We start from the raw sequence: 21,452 nt of genomic DNA on the forward strand, positions 1-21,452 counted from the left end.
CTTCCATGTTAAAGAGACTGGCCATTTTCAATTTTCTGTCAGTAATTCTCAGTATTGCCCTAAATTTCCTGGCGCAAACAGGGCAGATAAACGGGAAGACCATTGGTGAAATAAGTGATAAATACCAAAACCTTTTCACACCAGCCAATTATGCCTTTTCCATCTGGGGACTCATTTTTACAGGTTTACTGGTGTTTTCTAGCTTCATGCTTTACCAGGCCTTTTCAAACGGAAAGTATACTGATTTCATCAAAAATACTTCCGGCTGGTTTATAGTCACCAATATAGCGATGAGTGGCTGGATCGTTGCCTGGCTTTACGAATACATTGGCCTTTCAGTGATCTTTATGTTCCTTATTCTAATAAAACTGCTTAAGATCATCCTCAACAATGATATGGAAAAGTGGGATGCACCCATACAGACCATAGCATTTTACTGGTGGCCTATCTGTCTTTTTTCAGGCTGGATAAGCGTGGCCGTAATTGCTAATATGGCTTCCTATCTTTCTAAAATTGGCTGGGATGGAGCCATTTTTTCTGAAGTCGAATGGACGGTGATCATGATAGGTGTTGCAACCATAATCAATTTGCTAATGATACACCTGAGAAATATGCGTGAATATGCTGCTGTGGGCATATGGGCATTAGTAGCTATTTATGTAAGACACCAGGGACCTGAAGAATTGATAGCAAAAACCGCCCTGGGCGGAGCTATTCTTTTATTTCTGAATATCTCCTATCATGCTTTTATCAACCGTAAAACCAATCCGGTTTACCGGCTGCTTCATGGCCAGAAACTTTAAACCATAAATTTAATATCACCCGCCCAGCTTGGGTAGCTGAATATCATACCTTTCAGAGTCTCACAGCTCAGTCTTCCGCACATAGCCATAACAAACATATTGATCATTTCACTTGCTTCGGCACTTACAAGATGTGCTCCAAGTATAAGTCCTGTTTTTTTATCAACCAGGGTTTTGAAAGCATAATAATCATCATTAATTCGTTTGGAATTAAACCATTGCGGGACATTCTTTTGCTCTACATGAAAATCATAACCTTTTTCTCTGGCCTGCTTTTCATTTAATCCAACAGAAGCCAGATTAGGAAGGGTAAATACCACCGAAGGTTGTGGAGGAAAATCAACGGTTTTAGATCGATTCTTATTCAGAATATTTGCAGCTACAATTCGGGCCTCCTGTGAAGACAAAGGCGTTAATGGCAGTCCCTCACTGGCTGAAACATCACCACAGGCATAAACACTTTTATTCGTGGGGCTTTGAAGATGTTCGTTAACAACAACACCTTTTTTTGAAAATTCAATATTACCTTTTTTTAGATCCAATTCATCTATAGCAGGTACTCTCCCGGCTGCATTTATAACCAGTTTGGCCTTAACGGAAATCTCCTTTCCGTTTTGAGCGGCCTTCACGCGATAATTTGTCCGCAGTTTTTCAACTTCTTTTACACGGGCATTAAAAATGAATTTGATGCCTATATCTTCTGAAGCCTTCTGAAGATATTTCACCATATCCTCATCAAAATTGCCCAGAGGTCTAGATTCGGCATCTATAAGGGTGACTTCAACCCCGCACCTCGCGGCCATATGGGCGAATTCCATTCCTATGTATCCTGCTCCAATAAAGACCATGCTTTCAGGCAATTCTTCCAGTTCAAGAAAATCGTCACTTATAATAGGCAGGTCTCGCCCCGGAATTGGCAATTCCAGAGGTTTATTCCCCGTAGCAATTACAATATTTTTCGCCTTCACTGTTTTACCTTCAACAGAAAGGGTATTTTCATCAAGGAATTTTGGGGACTGGTGATACATTTTAATACCTAAGGCTTTCAGGTCTTTTTCGGTTGCGGCGGGAACCGCCTCTGTAAAAGACTTTTTGAATTTCATAAGATCTTTCCAGCTTATTTCAGGCATTTTAGTGATCGCCTTGCCTTTCATTTTTTCGGCCCGGTCTATTATTTCGGTGAGTCCCAGAAGTACTTTTTTAGGATCGCAACCCCGATTTGCACAAGTGCCTCCGAATTCCCGGTTATCAGCTATGGCAACTCTAAGGCCCTCTTGCACGCATTCTTTAGCTACGCTTTTTCCGGCCGTACCTGTGCCCATCACAAAAACATCAAATTCTTCAATCCCCATATTTGCAGTGTTTCTCATGAATGTACTTATCATATAACAGATTTTGCGTTAGAGAAATGGTAAAATTCCAAAATGCTATATAATCGTTAAAAATGAATTTTTCGGTTGTAAGGCTTTGAGTATGAAATTATCTTTGCGGCAATGAGTACAAATCTTATCGCCCAAAGTTTTGCACAATCCCCGCTACAGCAGGAATTGCAGAATGCTATTTCCTATTCTGAAAATATCAACGAAAAATTACACCTTAAAGGCCTTGTGGGATCGGCCTTATCTTTTGTGATTTCCAATGCTTTTAATGAGTCTGAGCGTCCCTTTCTTTTAATTTTCAATGATAAGGAAGAAGCAGCCTACTACCTGAATGACCTGGAACAGCTGGTTGGCGAGAAGAACGTACTTTTTTATCCGGGAAGTTACCGTAGACCCTACCAAATAGAAGAAACCGACAATGCCAATGTTCTTTTAAGAGCCGAAGTACTTAACCGGATAAATTCAAGAAAGAAACCGGCCATTATTGTAACCTATCCAGATGCGCTTTTTGAAAAGGTAGTGACCAGAAAAGAACTTGACCGAAGCACCTTAAAAATAGCTGTTGGTGATGAACTTTCGATCGATTTTGTGAATGAAGTCCTTTTTGAATACCAGTTCAAAAGAGTGGATTTTGTAACCGAACCTGGAGAATTCTCGGTTCGCGGAGGGATCATCGATGTTTTTTCATTTAGTCATGATGAACCTTACCGAATAGAATTCTTTGGTGATGAAGTAGATAGTATCAGAACCTTTGATGTGGAAACCCAGCTTTCCACCGATAAAAAGAAGAAGATCTCGGTAATGCCCAATGTGGAGAACAAACATCTCGATGAAGTCCGGGAGAGCTTTCTAAAATATATTTCGGCAAAAACTGTCATTTTCATTAAGAACCTGGACCTTCTTGCGGCGCAAACCGACAAGCTGTTTAAAAAAGCTGAAGAAGCCTTTAAGGAGCTATCGGAAGATGTAAAACATAGTGAGCCGAAAGAACTTTTCTGCAATGCTGAATTATTAAAAAAACAACTCCTGGAATATGCTATTGTTGAATTAAGCACACAGGCCTTTCTGAATCCGAAAAAGCAATTTGAATTCAACACTAAACCTCAGCCCTCTTTCAATAAGCAGTTTGATCTCTTAATCGAAAATCTTATTGAAAATCAGCAAGCCGGTTACACGAATTTCATCTGTTGTGTGAGTGAGCAACAAGCCAAAAGATTCCACGATATTTTTGATGACCAGGAACAGGAAGTAAAATATCAGACCCCGGTATTTTCAATGTTCCAGGGATTTATTGATGAAGACTCAAAAACTGTTTGCTATACCGATCACCAGATCTTTGAACGTTATCACAAATTTCACCTTAAGAATGGTTACGCTAAAAAACAGGCGATCACCCTTAAAGAACTTACTAATCTGGAAGTTGGAGATTATGTAACCCATATAGATCATGGGATTGGAAAGTTTGGCGGACTACAGAAGATAGATGTTGAAGGAAAAAAGCAGGAAGCCATTAAATTGATCTATGGTGAACGTGATATCCTGTATCTGAGCATTCACTCTCTCCATAAGATCTCAAAATTCAACGGAAAGGACGGGAAGCCTCCGAAAATATACAAACTGGGCAGCAATGCCTGGAAGAACCTGAAGAAGAAGACCAAGGCACGAGTTAAACATATCGCTTACGACCTTATCAAATTATATGCAAAGCGCCGACTCGAAAAAGGTTTTAAATACGATCCTGATTCCTATTTACAGCACGAACTGGAAGCCTCTTTTATGTATGAGGACACTCCCGATCAAAGCTCGGCGACCGAAGCCGTGAAAAAAGACATGGAGAACGAGCGACCAATGGATCGACTTGTATGTGGAGATGTAGGCTTCGGAAAGACCGAAGTTGCCATCAGGGCGGCCTTTAAAGCGGTTGATAATGGCAAACAGGTAGCCGTACTTGTGCCAACCACCATTCTGGCATTCCAGCATCACCAGACCTTTACTGAAAGACTAAAGGATTTCCCGGTTCGTATAGACTATCTTAACCGTTTCAGAACAGCGAAAGAGCGCAGGGAAACCTTACAGGACCTGGAAAACGGAAAAGTGGATATTATCATTGGTACGCATCAGCTGGTAAATAAAACCGTAAAATTCAAGGATCTCGGTCTGTTAATCGTAGATGAAGAACAGAAATTTGGAGTGGCCGTAAAAGACAAGCTTAAAACGATTAGGGAAAATGTAGATACTTTAACGCTAACGGCAACGCCAATTCCAAGAACGCTTCAATTCAGTTTGATGGCTGCGCGTGATCTTTCCACAATTACAACTCCCCCGCCCAACCGTTATCCTATCGAAACCCATGTGATCAGATTTTCAGAAGAGATCATCAGGGATGCTATTTCCTATGAAATTCAGCGTGGCGGCCAGGTATTCTTTATCCACAACAGGGTTGAGAACATTAAGGAAGTGGCAGGTATGATACAGCGACTGGTTCCCGATGCCAAGATAGGTGTGGGTCACGGACAGATGGAAGGTAAGAAACTGGAAAGATTGATGCTCAGCTTTATCAATGGTGAGTTTGATGTCCTGGTCTCAACCACGATCGTGGAAAGCGGACTGGATGTTTCAGAAGCCAACACCATTTTTATTAATAATGCCAATAACTTTGGGCTTTCAGACCTTCACCAGATGCGGGGCCGTGTTGGTAGAAGTAACAAGAAAGCATTCTGTTATTTTATCACTCCGCCTTACTCTGCCATGACCGAAGATGCCAGGAAACGTATCACCGCCCTTGAGCAATTTTCAGAATTGGGAAGCGGTTTCAATATTGCGATGAAAGATCTTGAGATTCGGGGTGCCGGGGACCTTTTAGGTGGTGAACAAAGCGGATTTATTAATGATATCGGATTTGATACTTATCAAAAGATCCTGAACGAAGCGATCGAGGAATTAAAGGAGAACGAATTCAGAGACCTTTACGCCGAAACTGAAGATCTGGAGCATAAGGATTTTGTAAAGGACACCCAGATAGACACCGATTTTGAATTGTTGTTCCCCGACGATTATATCAACAATATTACTGAAAGGCTTAACCTTTATACCAAACTGAATGAGCTTAAAACCGAAGAGGAGCTTCAGCAATTCGAAACAGAATTGATAGACAGATTTGGTGAATTACCCGTACAGGCGGTAGACCTGTTAAATAGTGTTCGAATAAAATGGATCGCTTCCCATATGGGCTTAGAAAAGATCATTATGAAAAAAGGCAAGTTTGTGGGCTATTTTATTTCCGATCAAAAATCAAGATTCTACCAGACCCATAATTTCACAAAGATCCTTCAGTATGTTCAAACACATCCGCAAACCTGCAAGATGAAGGAAAAACAAACCAGAAACGGTCTGCGTTTACTGCTGACTTTTGAAAAAATAACTTCTGTTGAGAAAGCTTTAAAAGTGTTGCAACCTCTGGATTTCAGGGAGAAGAAGGAAGAAACTGTTAGTTAAAGATAAACTTCCGGACCTTTCCGTCAGATTCCATCTGACACCTTCCCTAAAATTTAGGGAACGAGCTTTTTGTATGAATTTATCCTCTCCTATTTCCTAGGAGGGGTGTCAGCCCCAGGCTGACTGGGTGGTCAGTTAATTTCTAAAATTATCCTTTATCTCCTGCAAGACCTGTTCAAGATTTTCAAAAACAAGCTTATTCTCAAACCTTACCACCCTAATTCCTAAATTATTTAAATCCTGTGTTCTATTTGAATCAGATTCATGAGCCAACTCATTGTAATGTCCTTGTCCGTCAAGTTCCACAACCAATCTTTCTTCAGGACAGTAGAAATCGGCAATATAATTTTCAATACTATGCTGTCTTCTAAATTTTCTACCTCCTAGCCTTCTATTCTGCAAGCATTTCCAGAGAAAAGCTTCAGCAGGAGTAGGAGATTTTCTTAGCTTCTTGCGATATGGTTCCAGGTACTTTTTGTTGTGAATTCTTCTCATGATGATCTTAGTTTTGACCCTTCCGTCCAGCTAAAGCTGGACACCTTCCCTAAATTTTAGGAAAAGAGCTTTTTAAATAAATTAATTTCCTGTTACCCTAACATTATCCAGATCATAAGTTGTGGTTTTATCTGGGGCTGAGCCAAGGTATCTGAATCCTATCCATACCTTTCCTCCGAGACAGGAAATATCGATTTTAGATTTTGTAAAAATTCTGGAATTACTACCTGAAGGTCCAAGAGGAATATTAGCATCCAGTTCAGTCCATTCCGTTGTTTGAGGATCACCTGTGAAATTACTGGTTACATAAACTTCCATCAAAATACCTTTATCATAAGATGACAAAATATCAAAACTCAGAACTTCGCTGGTTGAATTGTCAAGATCAATCACCGGTGTCACCAACCAGGCTTCCAAAGGACTTTCCAAAGTATTGTATGCTGAAATCCTTAGGATACGGTTACCACTGGATAGAGTAGGTTTGAATTTCGTTTCTCCCCCACTCACATTAATGTTTGTCCAATGCCTGGAATTAAGGGTTGTATTTGATGTAACACCTTCAAAATTTTCCTCAAATATCATCTTAGTCCCTTCATTAGTATCATCTCCGCAATCCAGATAAACTGGATCGCAACGTTGGCCGTTCATATCCAATTTATCTGGTGAAGTTATCATTATTACATAATGCTCATCGAAAAAATCCCTGGTCAGGATTCCCTCAATGCTACCGGAACCCTCGGGAATCAAAAGGGATTTGAAATTTGAAAAAGTGCTGGTGCTCAACAATACGGTTTCTCCAGTTTCGCAACTTTCCAGCTGGCGTTCACCGTCGTACTGATCGGCCGGATTTGAAGCAAAGGAATACACCTGATCTTCTTTTACCAGGTTTCTGTCAAACTGAACATTTTCAAGCTTTACATAAAGGTTCTTTTTCTCCTGAGAAAAATTGGAGATTTTGATCTCTAAAGGAACTATCTCTGCAGTTTCTTCGGTTCTCATCACATGGTCATCGATCATGGAATTCGGAATTGGGACTACATCGCCCCTGTTCTGAATTCCTAATTGCAGAACTCCGTTGTTATACCAGAGACTTAATCCGTCAAGTTTCACATAAATCTTTCTTCCAAAATTGAAAGTTTGAAATAATGAGTTATGGTCAAGTAAAATCTGTATTCCAGAAGTTGGATTCACTGGTTTATCCTGAACTATAAGCTCTTTATAAAAATTCCCTCCAGCATCATCGGAGATCACATAACCCGAAAACCAGGTATTAGTTCTCTGAAATGTATAAATCTCCCCTGTTTCAAAATTATAATTGCCTTTTACCGCGTCTATACTGGTGAGATTACCTTCAAATTCTATTTGCACCGGATCAATTTCAGGCAGTCCAAAATCATCGGTTTTCACACAACCAGCCAAAATCAAAATGATTATTAAAATCACATTCTTAAAAATCTTCATATTCATACTTCTTAAAACCTTAAATAAATATTCGCAAAAAAAGTCGTTCCCTGTCCATACCAGTATTTAGGAGCAAACAGCGATAATTCTCTATCCATATCCTCTTTTAAACTCCGATAATTGGCATTTCTACCCTGCTCGTAACCGCCACTTTTATATAGAACATTAAAAATATTATTGAGACTGATAAAAGTGCCCAGGTATTTATCTTTGATTCGCCAGGACTTGCCACCTACGGCATTCACCAGGAAATAATCATCAAACTTTTCCTGTTGCAGAAGTTTGGTTGCGATCTCGGGGTCATACTCAATCAGAGACAAACCATCATAATCCTTTTGAAAATTTGTAGTTCTTGTAAGCGGATTTATATCAATAAATGCATTTGAAAAATAGTTGAGAGTGGTTCCAAACCACCAGAAATCGGGATCCCGATATTCAAAACCTAATTGTGCCGCGGTTTGTGGTCCACCTGGCAAATAATAATTCTTCAAATAAGCTTTACCATAATCAAGTCTCGTGTCGAAACTTGCAGAGCTTAAGGACAGGTTTGGATTATTAGCATAAATATATTCGCCCAAAGCCAGGGCAGATTTTACTTTGATCGTGGAAGTAAGTTGAGATTCGGCACCAACTTCTATCCCGTAATAATGTTTGTTCATGTCGCTCAATACTTCCTGAACAAAAGCAGTAGTATTTTCAAGCTCCATACCGGAAAGCCCATCGGCATAGTAATAAGAAACCTCGGTAACATCTGAAATTTCAGTAAAGTAACCAGTGAGCCTGAAATTGAGAAATGAAGAGCGATAACGATATGAAAGATCGCCTGTTTTTATTTTCTCTTCATCCAGATCGGGAACCAAAAGATTATTCTGTCTTGGATTAATAAAGGCATTCCGGTATCCGGGAGATTTAGTGAAATAGCCAGCGTTCAGTTCAATATTCTGCCGTCCGGATATTTTATAGACCGTCCCCGATTTAATTCCGAAATTGAGAAATTCGGCCACTGCGCTTTTACCTAATGAACTATCCTGGAAAACACCGTTCTGATAATTACCATTTCTCTGATAACTTACTGACTCCAGGTTTCCACCTAGATAAACTTCCCATTTTCTGATTGTCCATTGTAGCTGACCAAAGACCTCCGATTCTTCAGCATTTATATCATAATCATACTTATAGCGATCTTTCTCAGCAACAAGTCGGTTAGGATTTTGCAAATCGCTTTGTGCTGCCAAGCCCGGAATATCCCCAAATTCATCCAGAACAAAAATGTCTATGTCCAGAAATTGATTTCCTCCTAAAAGATCTTTAAGTCGCGCAAAATTCTGACTCTCCAATCGGCTAAATCTTATAGAGGAATTTAATTTCAGATTATTCTTCAGCTCTAAATCCAGAATGGAATTGACCGAAATCTGCGAATCCTTATTAACATCTTCCGCCAGAGCATAGATACTATTCTGTCCATTTTCTAAAGCGGTGAGATTTGCCGAATACAAGGAATCCCAATCCAATTGACCGTTTTCATTTATTTCATTTTGTGCACGATAGGCCGCTTCAAAATTCTGGTTGTCCTCAAATCTTAAAAAGTAGGAGGGCAATTTCTGAAAATAGACAGGATCGGGATTTGCTCCTCCTCCGTAAAAAGAGGTTTGACCATTTGCCAAATTCAGGGTGGTCCCTCCATAGTCGATCCTGGAATTCGCCGTTTCTCCAAATTGATATGAGAAATTAGTATTCAAGCCGGCCTTTTTTGAAATAGACCAGAAATGATTCAGCATAAGGATGGGTTCTTTGATCTCACGCATCCGGGAATTCCTTATCTCACTGTTCTGATATCCCCAGTAAGGATTGTAGGTTCTACCTTTAAGCTCAAAGATCTCCTCGGTTAGCGCTGCTGAACGACCGCGAATATTAGGAGTATAAATTCCGCTAAAATTGATTGAATGAGCTTCATTAAGTTTCTTTTCTGCAGAGACAAAAAAAGAATTTGCATCATAGACCGTCCCATCTACATATCCTTCTTTTGCAAACCTGCGGCCAAGAGAAAGAGCATAATACCAACCATTCCTTTCTTCGCCCGAAGCATAAGTGGCCATCATACGCCCGGTATAACTTCTATTAGAACCTGCAAGAGAAAGCCGGCCGCCTTTTTGGTATTTAGAGGCTCTCATGAAAATATTTGTACTTCCGCCAAGAGCTCCAAACTGATAGTCATTTGCAGCTATTCCATTAGTGAAGACCTGGTTGCGTTGCACATCATTGAGTCCTCCCCAATTGCTCCACTGAGGCCTGCCATCATAAAATTTATTCATTTCCAGCCCATTGATAAGGATCTTTCCGTAATCTGAACCCAGACCTCTCGGTCTAAAGAAGGTCTGGCTAAAATCGAATGCGGCGGCATTGAGAAAAACATCCCTACTGGATTGAAGGATGCCGGAAACATTATCAAATTCAGCTTCTTCAGAAAGCAATTCGGCATCGGTTAGGCTTATAATGGCCTGTTGATTTTGTTCAAAAGCCGGATCCACCTGTAAGAGAACAGTTCCTAGATCTTTTTTTGAACTGCCAATATTTACTGGAATACGCTTAAGCAGATAGGCAGATTTGTCAATTCTCAAAATATATTCGCCAGGGGCAATATCGTTCAGGTCCAGCTGGAATTCACCATCGGAATCAGAAAATACATCCGTAAAATAACCTTCGATAGAAACTTTTACCTGTGGTAAGGGCACTTCGGTAAAGGCATCTGCAAATCTACCTGTAATGGAGATGTGCTGGGCGTTCAAAACCATGCCGGTGAGCATGGTAATGACCACCAGAATAACCTTTATGTTCATTTAATCGCCCCAAAATAATTTTGATAAAATTTAAGCGAGTAAATATATACTAAACTTATTTTCAGTACTTTAAAAAAGTAATAAATTTTTAAAAATTTGAGGAAATACCTGATCTGTCTATTCAGAAATCTGATTATTCTGAGTATTCATCTGACCTTTTTTAGTCCTTCCGCTCAGGAAAAAAGAGATTACCTAATAAGTACCATTGCATTTTATAATGTAGAAAACCTATTTGATACCGAAGACAATCCCGAAACTTTTGATGATGACAGGACAGCCTCGGGAAAAGATGCGTGGACCGATGACAAGTACCAAAAAAAGATTGATAATATAAGCAGGGTACTTTCAGAAATCGGTTGTGATATGACTCCGGAACCGGCGTCAATTATCGGTCTTTGCGAGATAGAGAACAGAAAAGTGCTTGAAGATCTTATTAACCACCCTAATTTGAGAAATTACAATTATGGTATTATACATTTCGACTCTCAGGACGAACGAGGCGTGGATACGGCACTTTTATATAGAAAACAATACTTTACTCCTCTGGACACTAAAAACCGGAGGCTGGTGATCTATGAAGCCGACAACCCTTCAAAAAGGGATTACACCCGGGATCAATTAGTGGTAACCGGACTTTTGAACAAGGAAGAGATAAGTTTTATCGTAAATCACTGGCCATCGCGGGGCGGTGGAGAAGCACGAAGCGCCTATAAAAGGGAAAAAGCAGCGATCCTTAACAAAAGGATCATCGACTCCCTGGTAAAATTAAATCCTGAAGCTAAAATCATCAGCATGGGAGATTTCAACGATGATCCAACCAATAAAAGCTTTAAAAAGATCCTGAAAACGGAAGGAGAGAGAAACCGACTTTCAGAAAATTCGCTTTTTAATCCTATGGAAATCATGCTGAAGGAAGGCAAAGGTAGCCTCGCCTACCGGGATAGCTGGAACTTATTTGACCAGATCTATATGACTTCGAACCTTGTGAAAAGGAATGGACAAGGATATGAATTCTACAAAGCAGGCATTTTCAATAAGCCGTATCTTATCACTCAAAATGGGCAGTTTAAAAGCTATCCTTTCAGGACTTATGGCTACTCGGGTTATGAAGGCGGTTATAGTGATCACTTTCCGGTTTATATCTACCTGATAAGGCAGATCAATTCAAATTAAAGATTCCTATCTAAGTCATCCTCACCCGATAGCTATCGGGTGAGGATGATCTCCAAAAAACAAAAAGCCCCGGAATATCCGGAGCTTTTTAATTATAAAATTTCCACATTTCGACAGGCTCAATGTGGTAATAACTCTTTAAAAGTCTAGAACCAGGCTGCCCAAGGAATCCTGGAAAGCATCACCACTAGTGCCAGTCCGTAAAAAATAGCCAGTATCTTGAATTTTGGCTTTGAAGTCAGTTTCTTTTTATGTTTTGAATATCCAATAGTAATCAGAGCAATAGCTATGATCATCATCAGGGGATGTTCCACATTATAAAGCCTGAGTACAGAATCGCTCATCACGCCTCCCATACCTTCTTCAGCCCACATTTTAAAGTAAGGGGTAGTGAAATATAAAAAAATCCCAATAAGGAATTGGATATGAGAAACAATAAGAGTAAATAAAGCGATCCTGAAATTGGTCGCAGAATACTCCTTATTAGCGGCAAAGCCAATTATTCCATTGAAACTTGCGATAAGAAGCATAAAAAGCACCAGGTATGCCCAATAAGAATGAATAAACTGAATGGTTTCGTACATGATAAATCTAATTTTGGTCTTTGCTAAAATACTAAAAGCTTTTGTTATTATTCCCAGCGATTCTCGGCATCTGCACCACCCCAGATCATCGTTGCCAGATAGGGGTTGTCTATAAATGGATTTCGATTACCCTGCGCGGCTTCAATGACATTATTTCGCTGAATTTCAAAGGCTGAAACCGGATCGGCTACATTCCACTCTAAAAATAATTGCAGCGATCCAACAGTTTCAAAATCCTCACCGTATCTCAGATTCACATACATCACCATACGAGCCACATCACCACGCCAGTCATCACCAGGATACCATTTATCTCCATCTACAAGTTTATATTCTCCACTGCCACTGGTATAAGGATAATTAGATCTCATTTCGTTCACATCTATATCGGCGGCCCTCATATGGTGCATATCGTTCTTAGCCTCTTCGGAAGAGAGTCTTGATTGAGGATAGATATGCTCGGTATTGAAAGTTTCCCATTCATCTCGTGTACTACCTTCCCAATACTCATCCTCAGGTCTGCTTTCACCAGAATACATGAGGATTACATTAGCAGGATTATCAGGATCCTCATCGGCATCATATAGGTAATCATGTCTCTCGTAATATTCAAGACGGTTAACATGTTGTGTTGTTGTAAATGAGGAAAGTTCATTATACAACAGATCCGGATCTATAGAAAATGTAGCATCAGAGTAATAATCGGATAAATTACCCGGAATATTAAAACTTACCGGTTCAACAACCGAAATAGTCACTTTTGCCGTAGAACAGGTGGAATCATCATCACAAATCGTATACGTAAAGCTATCTTCCCCGGCAAAGCCCGATAAAGTTGAATAGGTAATAGTCCCATCATTATTCAAAGTAACCGTCCCTGAAGTACCTGCATCATCAGTCGAGGTTATTTCTGCATCATCAATAAGATCATCATTATCCAATACGCGGTCCAAAACAACATTAGTGGCATTTGTTTCTATCACATAGGAATCATCATTTGCTACCGGAGAGCCTTCATCTTTTACATTTATCCTTATGGTTGCGGTTGAACAGTTTGGAGATTCGTCATCATCACAAATAGTATAGGTGAAAGAATCTTCTCCTGTAAAGGCATTGGGAGCAGTATATACGAAAGATCCATTCTCCTTTTTTACTACAGTTCCTTTAGTTCCATCTGTATTGAAATCGGAGAGGCTTGCCCCATCTACTAAATCATCATTGTCCAGATAGTTATTGATCTCATAGGAATCATTTTCAGTGGTCTCATAAGTATCATCATTTGCTACCGGAGACCCTGCATCCACAACAGTTATTTTGACTGTTGCAGTGGAACATCTGTCGGAACTGCCTGGTACACAAAGATCGTAGGTGAAATCATCCTCTCCCTTAAAATCTACCGGAGGAGTATACGTCCAGGTTCCATCCCTGTTATCCCTAACCTCACCCCCCTGGGTGGTTTCAGAATCAAAATTAGATATCCTGGCATTATCTACTCTGGTATCATTTTCCAGAAGTAGATCGGTTTCAAAGGTGAGATCTTCATTTTCGGTGGCATTTATGGAATCATCCTTCGCCACCGGGTCATCCTTGGCAGGGTTTGGACCAGGCTCAGGACTATCTTCACTACTACAACCGAAAATAAGAATGGTTGCAGCCAGAATTAAAAACTTCTTCATTTTAATGGGTTTGGGAATGCAAATATCGTTTAAATGAGGTAATTAAAAAACCTCTTATCATTGGAGATAAGAGGTTTTATATTAATTAGGAATGATCAAATCTTATACTTCGTAAAGGACCCAATCTCCATTTGCATCCTTGATCACGTAGATCTCTCCGGTAGTATTCGTACCGTTGTAAACCGCGTAAGTGATAAGGTATTTTTGTCCTACTTCCGCATTTGGAGCGATTTCATCAAGTAAAATGTTCATCGCTTCAAGGATCATATCATCATCCCAGCTAGAAGAGTTTCCTCTTTTTTCGAAGTTACTGTATCTAGCCATACTATCTGTTGGGCCTGGATATTCAGAAGCAAGCTCTGCCGCGATAAACTGGTAATCATCTCCGCTAAGAGTATATTTGATCGTATTATCTGGCACCCACTCTGAACCATTATTTCCAAAAGATAGAGTTTGCTCAATAACCGATGGGATATCACTAAATGATCCGTCCTTGAAGATGAAGTTAGCATATCGGGTAGAAACTCCCTGGCCACTTCTATAGAAATCGTAAGCTACAGCCGCGAAATCTCCTTCTTCGGCATAAGGGAACATCATTTCTAACCAGATAGCGATCTTATACATCGCTTCATCCTGATCTGAGAAGTTAGGATATGATTGACCCATTTCAGAATAGTCCTCTCCTTTAAGTGTCAATGGCATATTCCAGCTACCATTGGTATAAGCATAAGTCTTAGTCTCTTCGATAGTAGAAACTGAAGTAGCTATCTCATAGGAATCTCCATTCTTTATTAAAGTAAGAGTTCCTGAATAATAACCACCCTGATAATATTCATATTCTACCTCGTAAACCTTTCCATCCTCGGCGTCTGGGAAGTTTGTTTGAAGAACTGTTTCAAATGCCGTTGCCAACATAGCATCACTCCAGTAGGTGCTTCCACCAGATTGTCTGTTAAAGTTCCCATAATTATCAAGGTTTGAAACTGAAGAACCAAATCCGTCCACATCACCAAGATCACTAATGATCAATTCAATATCAGATTCGGTTAGAACATAAGTCTCTCCTTCAGGAGTGGTTTGGAACTCAACAAAGTTATTCCCGTCGAATCTAACGGTTTTTGTCTCAGAACCAGGACTCCCAGTATACACATCATAAGTAACCTCATAAAGCTGTCCAGTAACTCCGTCTACATTTTCAGAAAGCACAGCGTCAATAGCCTCGAAGATCATTTCATCACTCCAGTAGGCATCCTTATCTTCTCTTCTGTCAAAGTTGTTATAACGAGCGGCACTTTCAGCTGCATCTGCATAGGTATCTGCAAGTTTGTCTTCAACGATATCGAAATCATCGTCTGAGAATTCATAAGGAATATCTGTAGCAACCACATTATAGGTAGCTTCTACATAAGAACCTTCTTCTGCAGTATCAAACTTCTGCTCAAGAAAAGTAGAAACCTGAGAAGACGCTGAGAAATAATTCTCACTTCCCGGATAATCGTCGTTTGCTAAAGTGTAATCCTCAACTCTTATCGGAGCATATAGATGATATACCACTTTAACTGAAGATCCTTTTCCAAGTGCAGGGAAATTTTCCGCAAGCACGATCGGAATCAATTCTTTAGCCTCATCTTCAGAGCTGAAGTTTGGATAGTTAAAGTCAAGAATATCTTCATAGTCATCCTCTGTTAAGGTATAATCAATATTCCCTTCAACATTATCCAGCTGCGCGTCTATTTCTTCGTGGATGTCTTCCATAGGCTCACAACCTGTAAAAGCGAGGCCTACTAACATCATTATTAATAAATATGTTTTTTTCATTTTAATATTTTTAGAAATTAACTTTCAATCCTACAGTGTAAGTACGTCCAAACCCGTACCATACAGAAGCGGTTTGAGCATTTGAGTTAACACCGTCAAATGCAAAACTCACATATTCTGTATCAAGAAGGTTGTTCACGTTTCCATTCAAGGTAGCTGCAAGAGCCCCAATTTCGAATCTATGAGTAAGCCCAAGATCAACCAAACCGTAAGCAGGCACTTCCCATGGCATATAACCATCATCTGAACTAACTCCAAGCGGATCGAATTCAGCGAAAAGGTTGTCTGCATAAGTCCAGTTGGCTCTAATAGTTGTACCGTTTATAATCTCATAGTCACCTCCAAGAGCGAACGTATTTTGAGCTGCACCTCCAACAGGGATATCCTTAAGGAATAATTCAATCGGCTGCTCATTTACTGGATTTTGTTCCTGGTCATAAATAAATACGTTACCAACATTACTGTCCCAATTCCAGTCACCAATAGAAGCCATACCTGTAATAGTAAATTCATCAAAAGGCTTGTAAGTGAAGTCAATTTCAATACCCTGGTGAAGCGCATCTACTCCAAGAATATTCGCGAAATAGTTTTCACCGGAAGCACTATCAAAGAAAGATTGAGTAAATGGTTTATCATTCCATCTAGTACGATATAAGTTTACATTTGCCCTTAGTTTTGCACTGCGGAAACCATAGCCTAGCTCATAGCTAAAGATCTTCTGATTTTTTGCTTCTGAGTTAATGTCATTACGATAGTTCTGGAACACCTGGTTAAAGAAAGGCGCTCTTTCAAAAAAACCAATGTTCGCAAAAACATTATGCTTATCATCGATGTTATAGTTTGCACCACCTTTTACACTAGGAGCTACAAAGCTGATCCAGTCAGTTTCCTGAAGCGGATCTGAATCAAGATAGTTGAAATAATCAACTCTTTTATATGAAGTATTAGAAATAGCTCCTGAGATGAAGGCAGAAAGATCATTTTTAGAGTATTCTGCCTGAAGGAATCCACCTTCCCAGTGAACTAGTCCATCATTGTAATAGTTGATCTTGTCTCCTACTCTGGCAACATTAGTTGGATTGTTCTCATCGCTATCTTCATCAAGCCAGTAAGAACCTCCTAAAAGATCCTTTACTTCCTGGAAGTGCTTCCCTTTATAATATCTAAGATCTACACCGGCCAAAAGGTCAATATCTTCAGTGATCTCGGTAGTGAAAGTTGAAAGGGCTCCATACCAGTTGTGATCGTTTCTGGAATTATAAAGAATTGTTTCAGAACCAAGAGCTCCATTATCAACATTCTCATTAACTACCTGGTCAAGGTCAAATGGCTGAAGGTAACCGCTTCTATATGGTGAATCTACACTTCTTAGGTTAGCAGCACCTTCGTATCCTCCACCACCTCCAGTTCCGAAGGAAGCGTAAACAGCAGTAGATAATTTACTTCTGTTAGAAATAGTCCAGTAATGGTTAAGCGACATCTGTGGCTTGTGGTAGAAGTTATCCTGAATATGAGTAACCTCACCGTTTAGGTAACCCCAGTCACCGTTAAATTTAACGCCTCTTTCGCTATCGCGATATACACTTATATTATGAGCGGTTTCACGCTGTCCGTGCTCCTGTGGTGCACCAAAAGCAGTGAAAGATAGTTCATGATCTTCATTGATCTCCTTTGCGAAGTTGATAAAGTATGAGTAACCGGTGAATTCAGTTCCATCTACAAATCCGTTTCCAGAAGTTCTGGAGGCAGAAACAGTAGCTGCAAATCCATTTTCAAGTTTTCCGGTAGAAACAGTTCCTCCAACTTTTAGGTAACCATCGTTACCTGTAGTGGTAAAGATATTACCTCCTTTTGCAGCGTCAGTAGATTTAGTAACGATATTTACGGTACCTCCAATAGAAGGAACAGCAACCTTGGAAGCTCCTAGACCTCTTTGAACCTGCATGGTTCTCGTAACATCAGATAGACCGGCCCAGTTACTCCAGTAAACACGACCGTTTTCCATATCGTTCACGGGAACTCCGTTTATCATAACGGCAACGTTCTCTGAGTCGAATCCTCTTAGACGAAGTTCAGCATCTCCAAAACCACCACCTTGCTTGTGAGCATAGATACCGGGAGTGGTCTTAAGAATTTCAGGGAATTCCTTGTTACTTAAGCGTAGCTCTATCTCTTCTGTTTTGATAGTAGATACAGCTACTGGAGTTTTTCTGTCTATTGCAAGAGAGAAAGTAGTGATAACGATCTCGTCAAGCGCATCTGCATCTGGAGATAAAATGATTTCTCCAAGATCTGCAGTCCCATTCTGGATAGAAAATTTAACAGGTTTACGTTCATAACCAACGAAGCTGATCTCTATCGTTCCGGTAGCCGCATCAACCTGCAGGCTAAATTTACCGTCGAAATCAGTCATTGTACCATTGTTGGTGCCTACTACCGTCACGTTCGCGCCTGGCAGAGGTCCATTTGTTTCAGAATCGATTACCGTTCCGGTAATGGTTCCCTGAGCAAAAATTGTAGCAGACGCCAAAAGCATCGCTAGCAGTAATAATTTCCTCATTTGTTTAATAGTTTGTGTTTGATTAAAATTCACTGCAAAAAAAACACTTTCCTACAAAACTTTCATTATCCAAATGTTAAGACTTTTAACTTTTTATTCACTGGCTCAGAAATGTAACAATATGCATTCTGTTATGATCTCCCGCCAATACTTAGATCAAAAGCCTATCTGCCTAAAAAACAATTTGTTAATATCTACACCCAGAAAAAAATTTTATGTTAAAGCAACCCCACGGTATTACATAAAAAAAGCTCCGGATTTTCTCCGGAGCTCCTGGTATTCCTATTAAATATTTATTATTTCAAATAGTAATTTAAAAGTGCTCTTGTAGAAGAATCATGATTATTCACGTCTCTATCATCAAACTCTGCAAGAATTTTATTCGCAAGTTGTTTACCTAATTCTACACCCCACTGATCGTAACTGAAAATATTCCAGATAACCCCCTGCACAAAGATCTTATGCTCGTATAGGGCAATAAGTTTTCCCATACTTTCAGGAGTGAGTTTATCTATCAGAATGGTGTTGGTAGGTTTGTTTCCTTCAAAAACCTTGAAAGGCTTAAGCCTGTCTATTTCGTCCCTGGTAAAATTCTTGAATTTCAGTTCTTCCTCAACCTCTTCTTCATTCTTCCCATTGAGCAAAGCTTCGGTTTGAGCAAAATAATTAGCCATCAACTTATCCTGATGTGCTTTATCTTCAAAAAGTGATTTTTTAAAGCCGATAAAATCAGCAGGAATGAGTTTTGTTCCCTGGTGAATCAACTGAAAGAAAGCATGCTGGGAATTCGTACCGGGTTCACCCCATATAATCGTTCCAGTCTCATAATCCACTCTCTTTCCATTACGATCTACACTTTTACCATTGCTTTCCATAATAGCCTGCTGCAGATAAGACGGGAATTTATCGAGATATTGTGAATAAGGGATCACAGCTTCACTTTCTGCCTTGAAAAAGTTGTTATACCAGATACTTAAAAGAGCAAGTTGTACCGGTAAATTTTCTTTGAATGAAGTTTTCCTGAAATGTTCATCCATTTTGTGAGCCCCATCGAGCAGAGAAGCAAAGTTATCGTACCCAATAGCAAGGCAAATAGACAGCCCCACTGCGCTCCACAATGAGAAACGTCCTCCTACCCAGTCCCACATAGGAAAGATATTATTTCTATCTATTCCAAAGGACTCTACCTTTTGAAGATTGGTAGAAACAGCTACAAAATGCTTGGAAACCTCTTCTTCCGGCACCGACTTCAGAAACCACTCTCTAACCGTCGTTGCGTTGCTGAGTGTTTCCATCGTTGTAAAGGTCTTAGAAACAACAAGGAAAAGCGTAGTTTCAGGATTAAGATCCTTTATGGTCTCATGCACATGGTCACCATCTACATTTGAAATAAAATGCATATTAAGATGGTTCTTATAGAATTTCAGACTTTCGGTAACCATCACCGGGCCAAGATCTGACCCTCCAATCCCGATATTTACCACATCGGTAAAATTCTTTCCTGTGTAACCTTTCCTGGTACCATCAATAATTTCGTTGCTAAAGTCCCTGATCTTTGCCTTCACTTCTTCAACTTCAGGAAGAACATTTTCTCCCCTTACATTGATTTTAGTATTCTTATCGGCTCTCAACGCCGTGTGTAAAACAGGCCTGTTTTCCGTTTGGTTAATTGCTTCCCCGGAAAAATAACTATTGATAGCTTCCTCCAGATTGCATTCTTCTGCTAACTTAAGTAAAAGACTTCTGGTATCTTCTGTGATCCTGTTCTTACTATAATCAACATAGAAGTCTTCCCACTGAATACTGAATTTCTCAGCACGATTGTCATCATTAATGAACATATCTTTCATATGCTCATTTTCAATTTCTTTAAAATGACTTTCTAATTCCTTCCAGGCTTTGGTTGTGGTTGGATTTATATTTTTCATCTATATATTTTTGTAGGGAATTTGATCTAGTTCTTCTTTCAAAGGCTCTATATAAGCAAAGTATTCGTCCTTGAGTTCTTCTTCAATGTGTTTTGCTGAAGGCAGGTTCTGACGGTAGGGATCAACCTGTCTTCCATTTACCCAGAATCTATAACATACATGCGGTCCTGTTGCCAATCCTGTACTACCAACATACCCTATTACATCACCCTGCTTCACTACCTGTCCGGTTCTAACCGCTCTCTTGGTCATATGTAAATATTGAGTAGTGTATTTACTGTTATGCCTAACTTTTACATAATTGCCATTCCCGGAAGTATAGCTGGAGGCGATCACGGTACCATTAGCGGTACTTACAATTGGCGTACCGTACGGAGCCGCATAATCGGTGCCTAAATGGGCTTTCCACCTTTTCTGAACCGGATGAAAACGTCTCTTGGTATACCTTGAAGATATCCTGGAATAATTGAGCGGAGCTTTAAGGAAAAAGCTCTGTAACGCCTTCGCTTCAGAATCGTAAAAACTCGGTTTTCCCGACACAGTATCTGTAAGATACCTGAAAGCATAAAAAGGCTTGTCTGAATGCTTAAATACCGCGGCGTCTACTTTTTCAATTCCCGCGAAAATAGTGTCCTCAATGTATTTTTCATGATAGACCATCTTAAACTGGTCTCCCTTTTGAAGTTTAAAGAAGTCTATACTCCATTGGTAAATATTTGATAATTCGTAAACCAGCAGGTTGCTAAGTCCTTGTGCCTGCATCGCTTCAGAAAGGGATGAAGTAATAACTCCAGAGACTTCCCTTCTCTTTACCGTAACAGGACGTTTACGTTTCGCAGCATAAATACTATCTGTTAGAGAAACCACCGTGTAATTAATCTTATCATTCTCGTATATAAAGAACTTCGGGGTCCTGGCCGAGTCTTTGTCTTTCAGGATCATATACTTCTTACCTGCTACGATTCGTGCAGGATTAAAAGTATCTTTTACTTTCTGGGTGATCTCATATACTTTTCCGGGATCAACACCACTTTTATCCATTATAGCGCCAAAAAAGTCTCCCGACTTTATGGTATCTTTCACTACCTCATAATTGTTAAGCACAAAACCGTATTCCTTTTCCACAGGAGGAAGCTTCTTCTCCTTAACCTCCTTTACGGCCTGGTCTTTTTCATCATCATTGCAGGCAATAAATACCAGCATCATCATTAACAATAAGCCTAGTTTCTTCAATTCTTTGTTT

13 protein-coding genes are annotated in these 21,452 nt (G+C 39.8%); 3 read left to right on the forward strand and 10 right to left on the reverse strand.

The features are described 5' to 3' along the window. Positions 1 to 5: 5 nt before the first annotated feature. Positions 6 to 803, forward strand: a complete 798-nt coding sequence (locus NE848_RS08855) for a tryptophan-rich sensory protein (protein WP_252112598.1) — start codon at positions 6 to 8, stop codon at positions 801 to 803. On the opposite strand, the gene NE848_RS08860 is transcribed toward NE848_RS08855, so the two are convergent. Beyond that, the gene (locus NE848_RS08860) at positions 800 to 2,188 is read right to left on the reverse strand and encodes a dihydrolipoyl dehydrogenase family protein (RefSeq protein ID WP_341482785.1); all 1,389 of its coding nucleotides are present in this window, start codon (positions 2,186 to 2,188) and stop codon (positions 800 to 802) included. The genes NE848_RS08855 and NE848_RS08860 overlap by 4 nt on opposite strands. A gap of 108 nt (positions 2,189 to 2,296) precedes the next feature. Between NE848_RS08860 and mfd the strand changes: the two genes are divergently transcribed. Then, positions 2,297 to 5,677 carry a transcription-repair coupling factor gene (mfd, locus tag NE848_RS08865; RefSeq protein WP_252112600.1) on the forward strand — a complete coding sequence of 1,127 codons (3,381 nt, stop codon included), beginning with the start codon at positions 2,297 to 2,299 and terminating at the stop codon, positions 5,675 to 5,677. Between the two features lie 135 nt (positions 5,678 to 5,812). Here mfd and NE848_RS08870 read toward each other — a convergent pair whose 3' ends face one another. The 3 genes from NE848_RS08870 to NE848_RS08880 form a co-directional block, all read right to left on the reverse strand. Then, complete coding sequence (locus NE848_RS08870; RefSeq protein ID WP_252112602.1) at positions 5,813 to 6,172, reverse strand: endonuclease domain-containing protein; 360 nt, start codon at positions 6,170 to 6,172, stop codon at positions 5,813 to 5,815. An 81-nt stretch (positions 6,173 to 6,253) separates the two neighbouring features. After that, a complete protein-coding gene (locus NE848_RS08875; protein ID WP_252112604.1) occupies positions 6,254 to 7,633 on the reverse strand; it encodes a DUF5689 domain-containing protein in 1,380 nt (459 codons plus the stop codon). Positions 7,634 to 7,644: 11 nt separating this feature from the next. Beyond that, a complete protein-coding gene (locus NE848_RS08880; RefSeq protein WP_252112606.1) occupies positions 7,645 to 10,470 on the reverse strand; it encodes a TonB-dependent receptor plug domain-containing protein in 2,826 nt (941 codons plus the stop codon). Between the two features lie 96 nt (positions 10,471 to 10,566). On the opposite strand from NE848_RS08880, the gene NE848_RS08885 reads away from it, so the two are divergent. After that, complete coding sequence (locus NE848_RS08885) at positions 10,567 to 11,643, forward strand: endonuclease/exonuclease/phosphatase family protein (protein WP_252112608.1); 1,077 nt, start codon at positions 10,567 to 10,569, stop codon at positions 11,641 to 11,643. Between the two features lie 146 nt (positions 11,644 to 11,789). On the opposite strand, the gene NE848_RS08890 is transcribed toward NE848_RS08885, so the two are convergent. From NE848_RS08890 to NE848_RS08915, 6 genes are all read right to left on the reverse strand, one after another. Then, positions 11,790 to 12,227, reverse strand: a complete 438-nt coding sequence (locus tag NE848_RS08890; RefSeq protein WP_252112610.1) for a hypothetical protein — start codon at positions 12,225 to 12,227, stop codon at positions 11,790 to 11,792. Positions 12,228 to 12,274: 47 nt separating this feature from the next. Beyond that, positions 12,275 to 13,903 carry an Ig-like domain-containing protein gene (locus tag NE848_RS08895; protein WP_252112612.1) on the reverse strand — a complete coding sequence of 543 codons (1,629 nt, stop codon included), beginning with the start codon at positions 13,901 to 13,903 and terminating at the stop codon, positions 12,275 to 12,277. Between the two features lie 102 nt (positions 13,904 to 14,005). Further along, positions 14,006 to 15,721 (reverse strand): hypothetical protein, encoded by a 1,716-nt coding sequence (locus NE848_RS08900; protein ID WP_252112622.1) that lies wholly within the window; start codon positions 15,719 to 15,721, stop codon positions 14,006 to 14,008. Positions 15,722 to 15,731: 10 nt separating this feature from the next. Beyond that, positions 15,732 to 18,281, reverse strand: coding sequence for a TonB-dependent receptor (locus NE848_RS08905; RefSeq protein WP_252112624.1), 2,550 nt, complete (start codon positions 18,279 to 18,281; stop codon positions 15,732 to 15,734). 296 nt (positions 18,282 to 18,577) lie between these two features. After that, entirely contained in the window at positions 18,578 to 20,209 is a 1,632-nt protein-coding gene (gene pgi / locus NE848_RS08910; RefSeq protein WP_252112626.1) for a glucose-6-phosphate isomerase, read from the reverse strand. Continuing rightward, positions 20,210 to 21,442 carry a peptidoglycan DD-metalloendopeptidase family protein gene (locus NE848_RS08915; RefSeq protein ID WP_252112628.1) on the reverse strand — a complete coding sequence of 411 codons (1,233 nt, stop codon included), beginning with the start codon at positions 21,440 to 21,442 and terminating at the stop codon, positions 20,210 to 20,212. Positions 21,443 to 21,452: the final 10 nt, after the last annotated feature.

It is taken from the genome of Gramella jeungdoensis, from assembly GCF_023805255.1.
Lineage (GTDB): Bacteria > Bacteroidota > Bacteroidia > Flavobacteriales > Flavobacteriaceae > Christiangramia > Christiangramia jeungdoensis.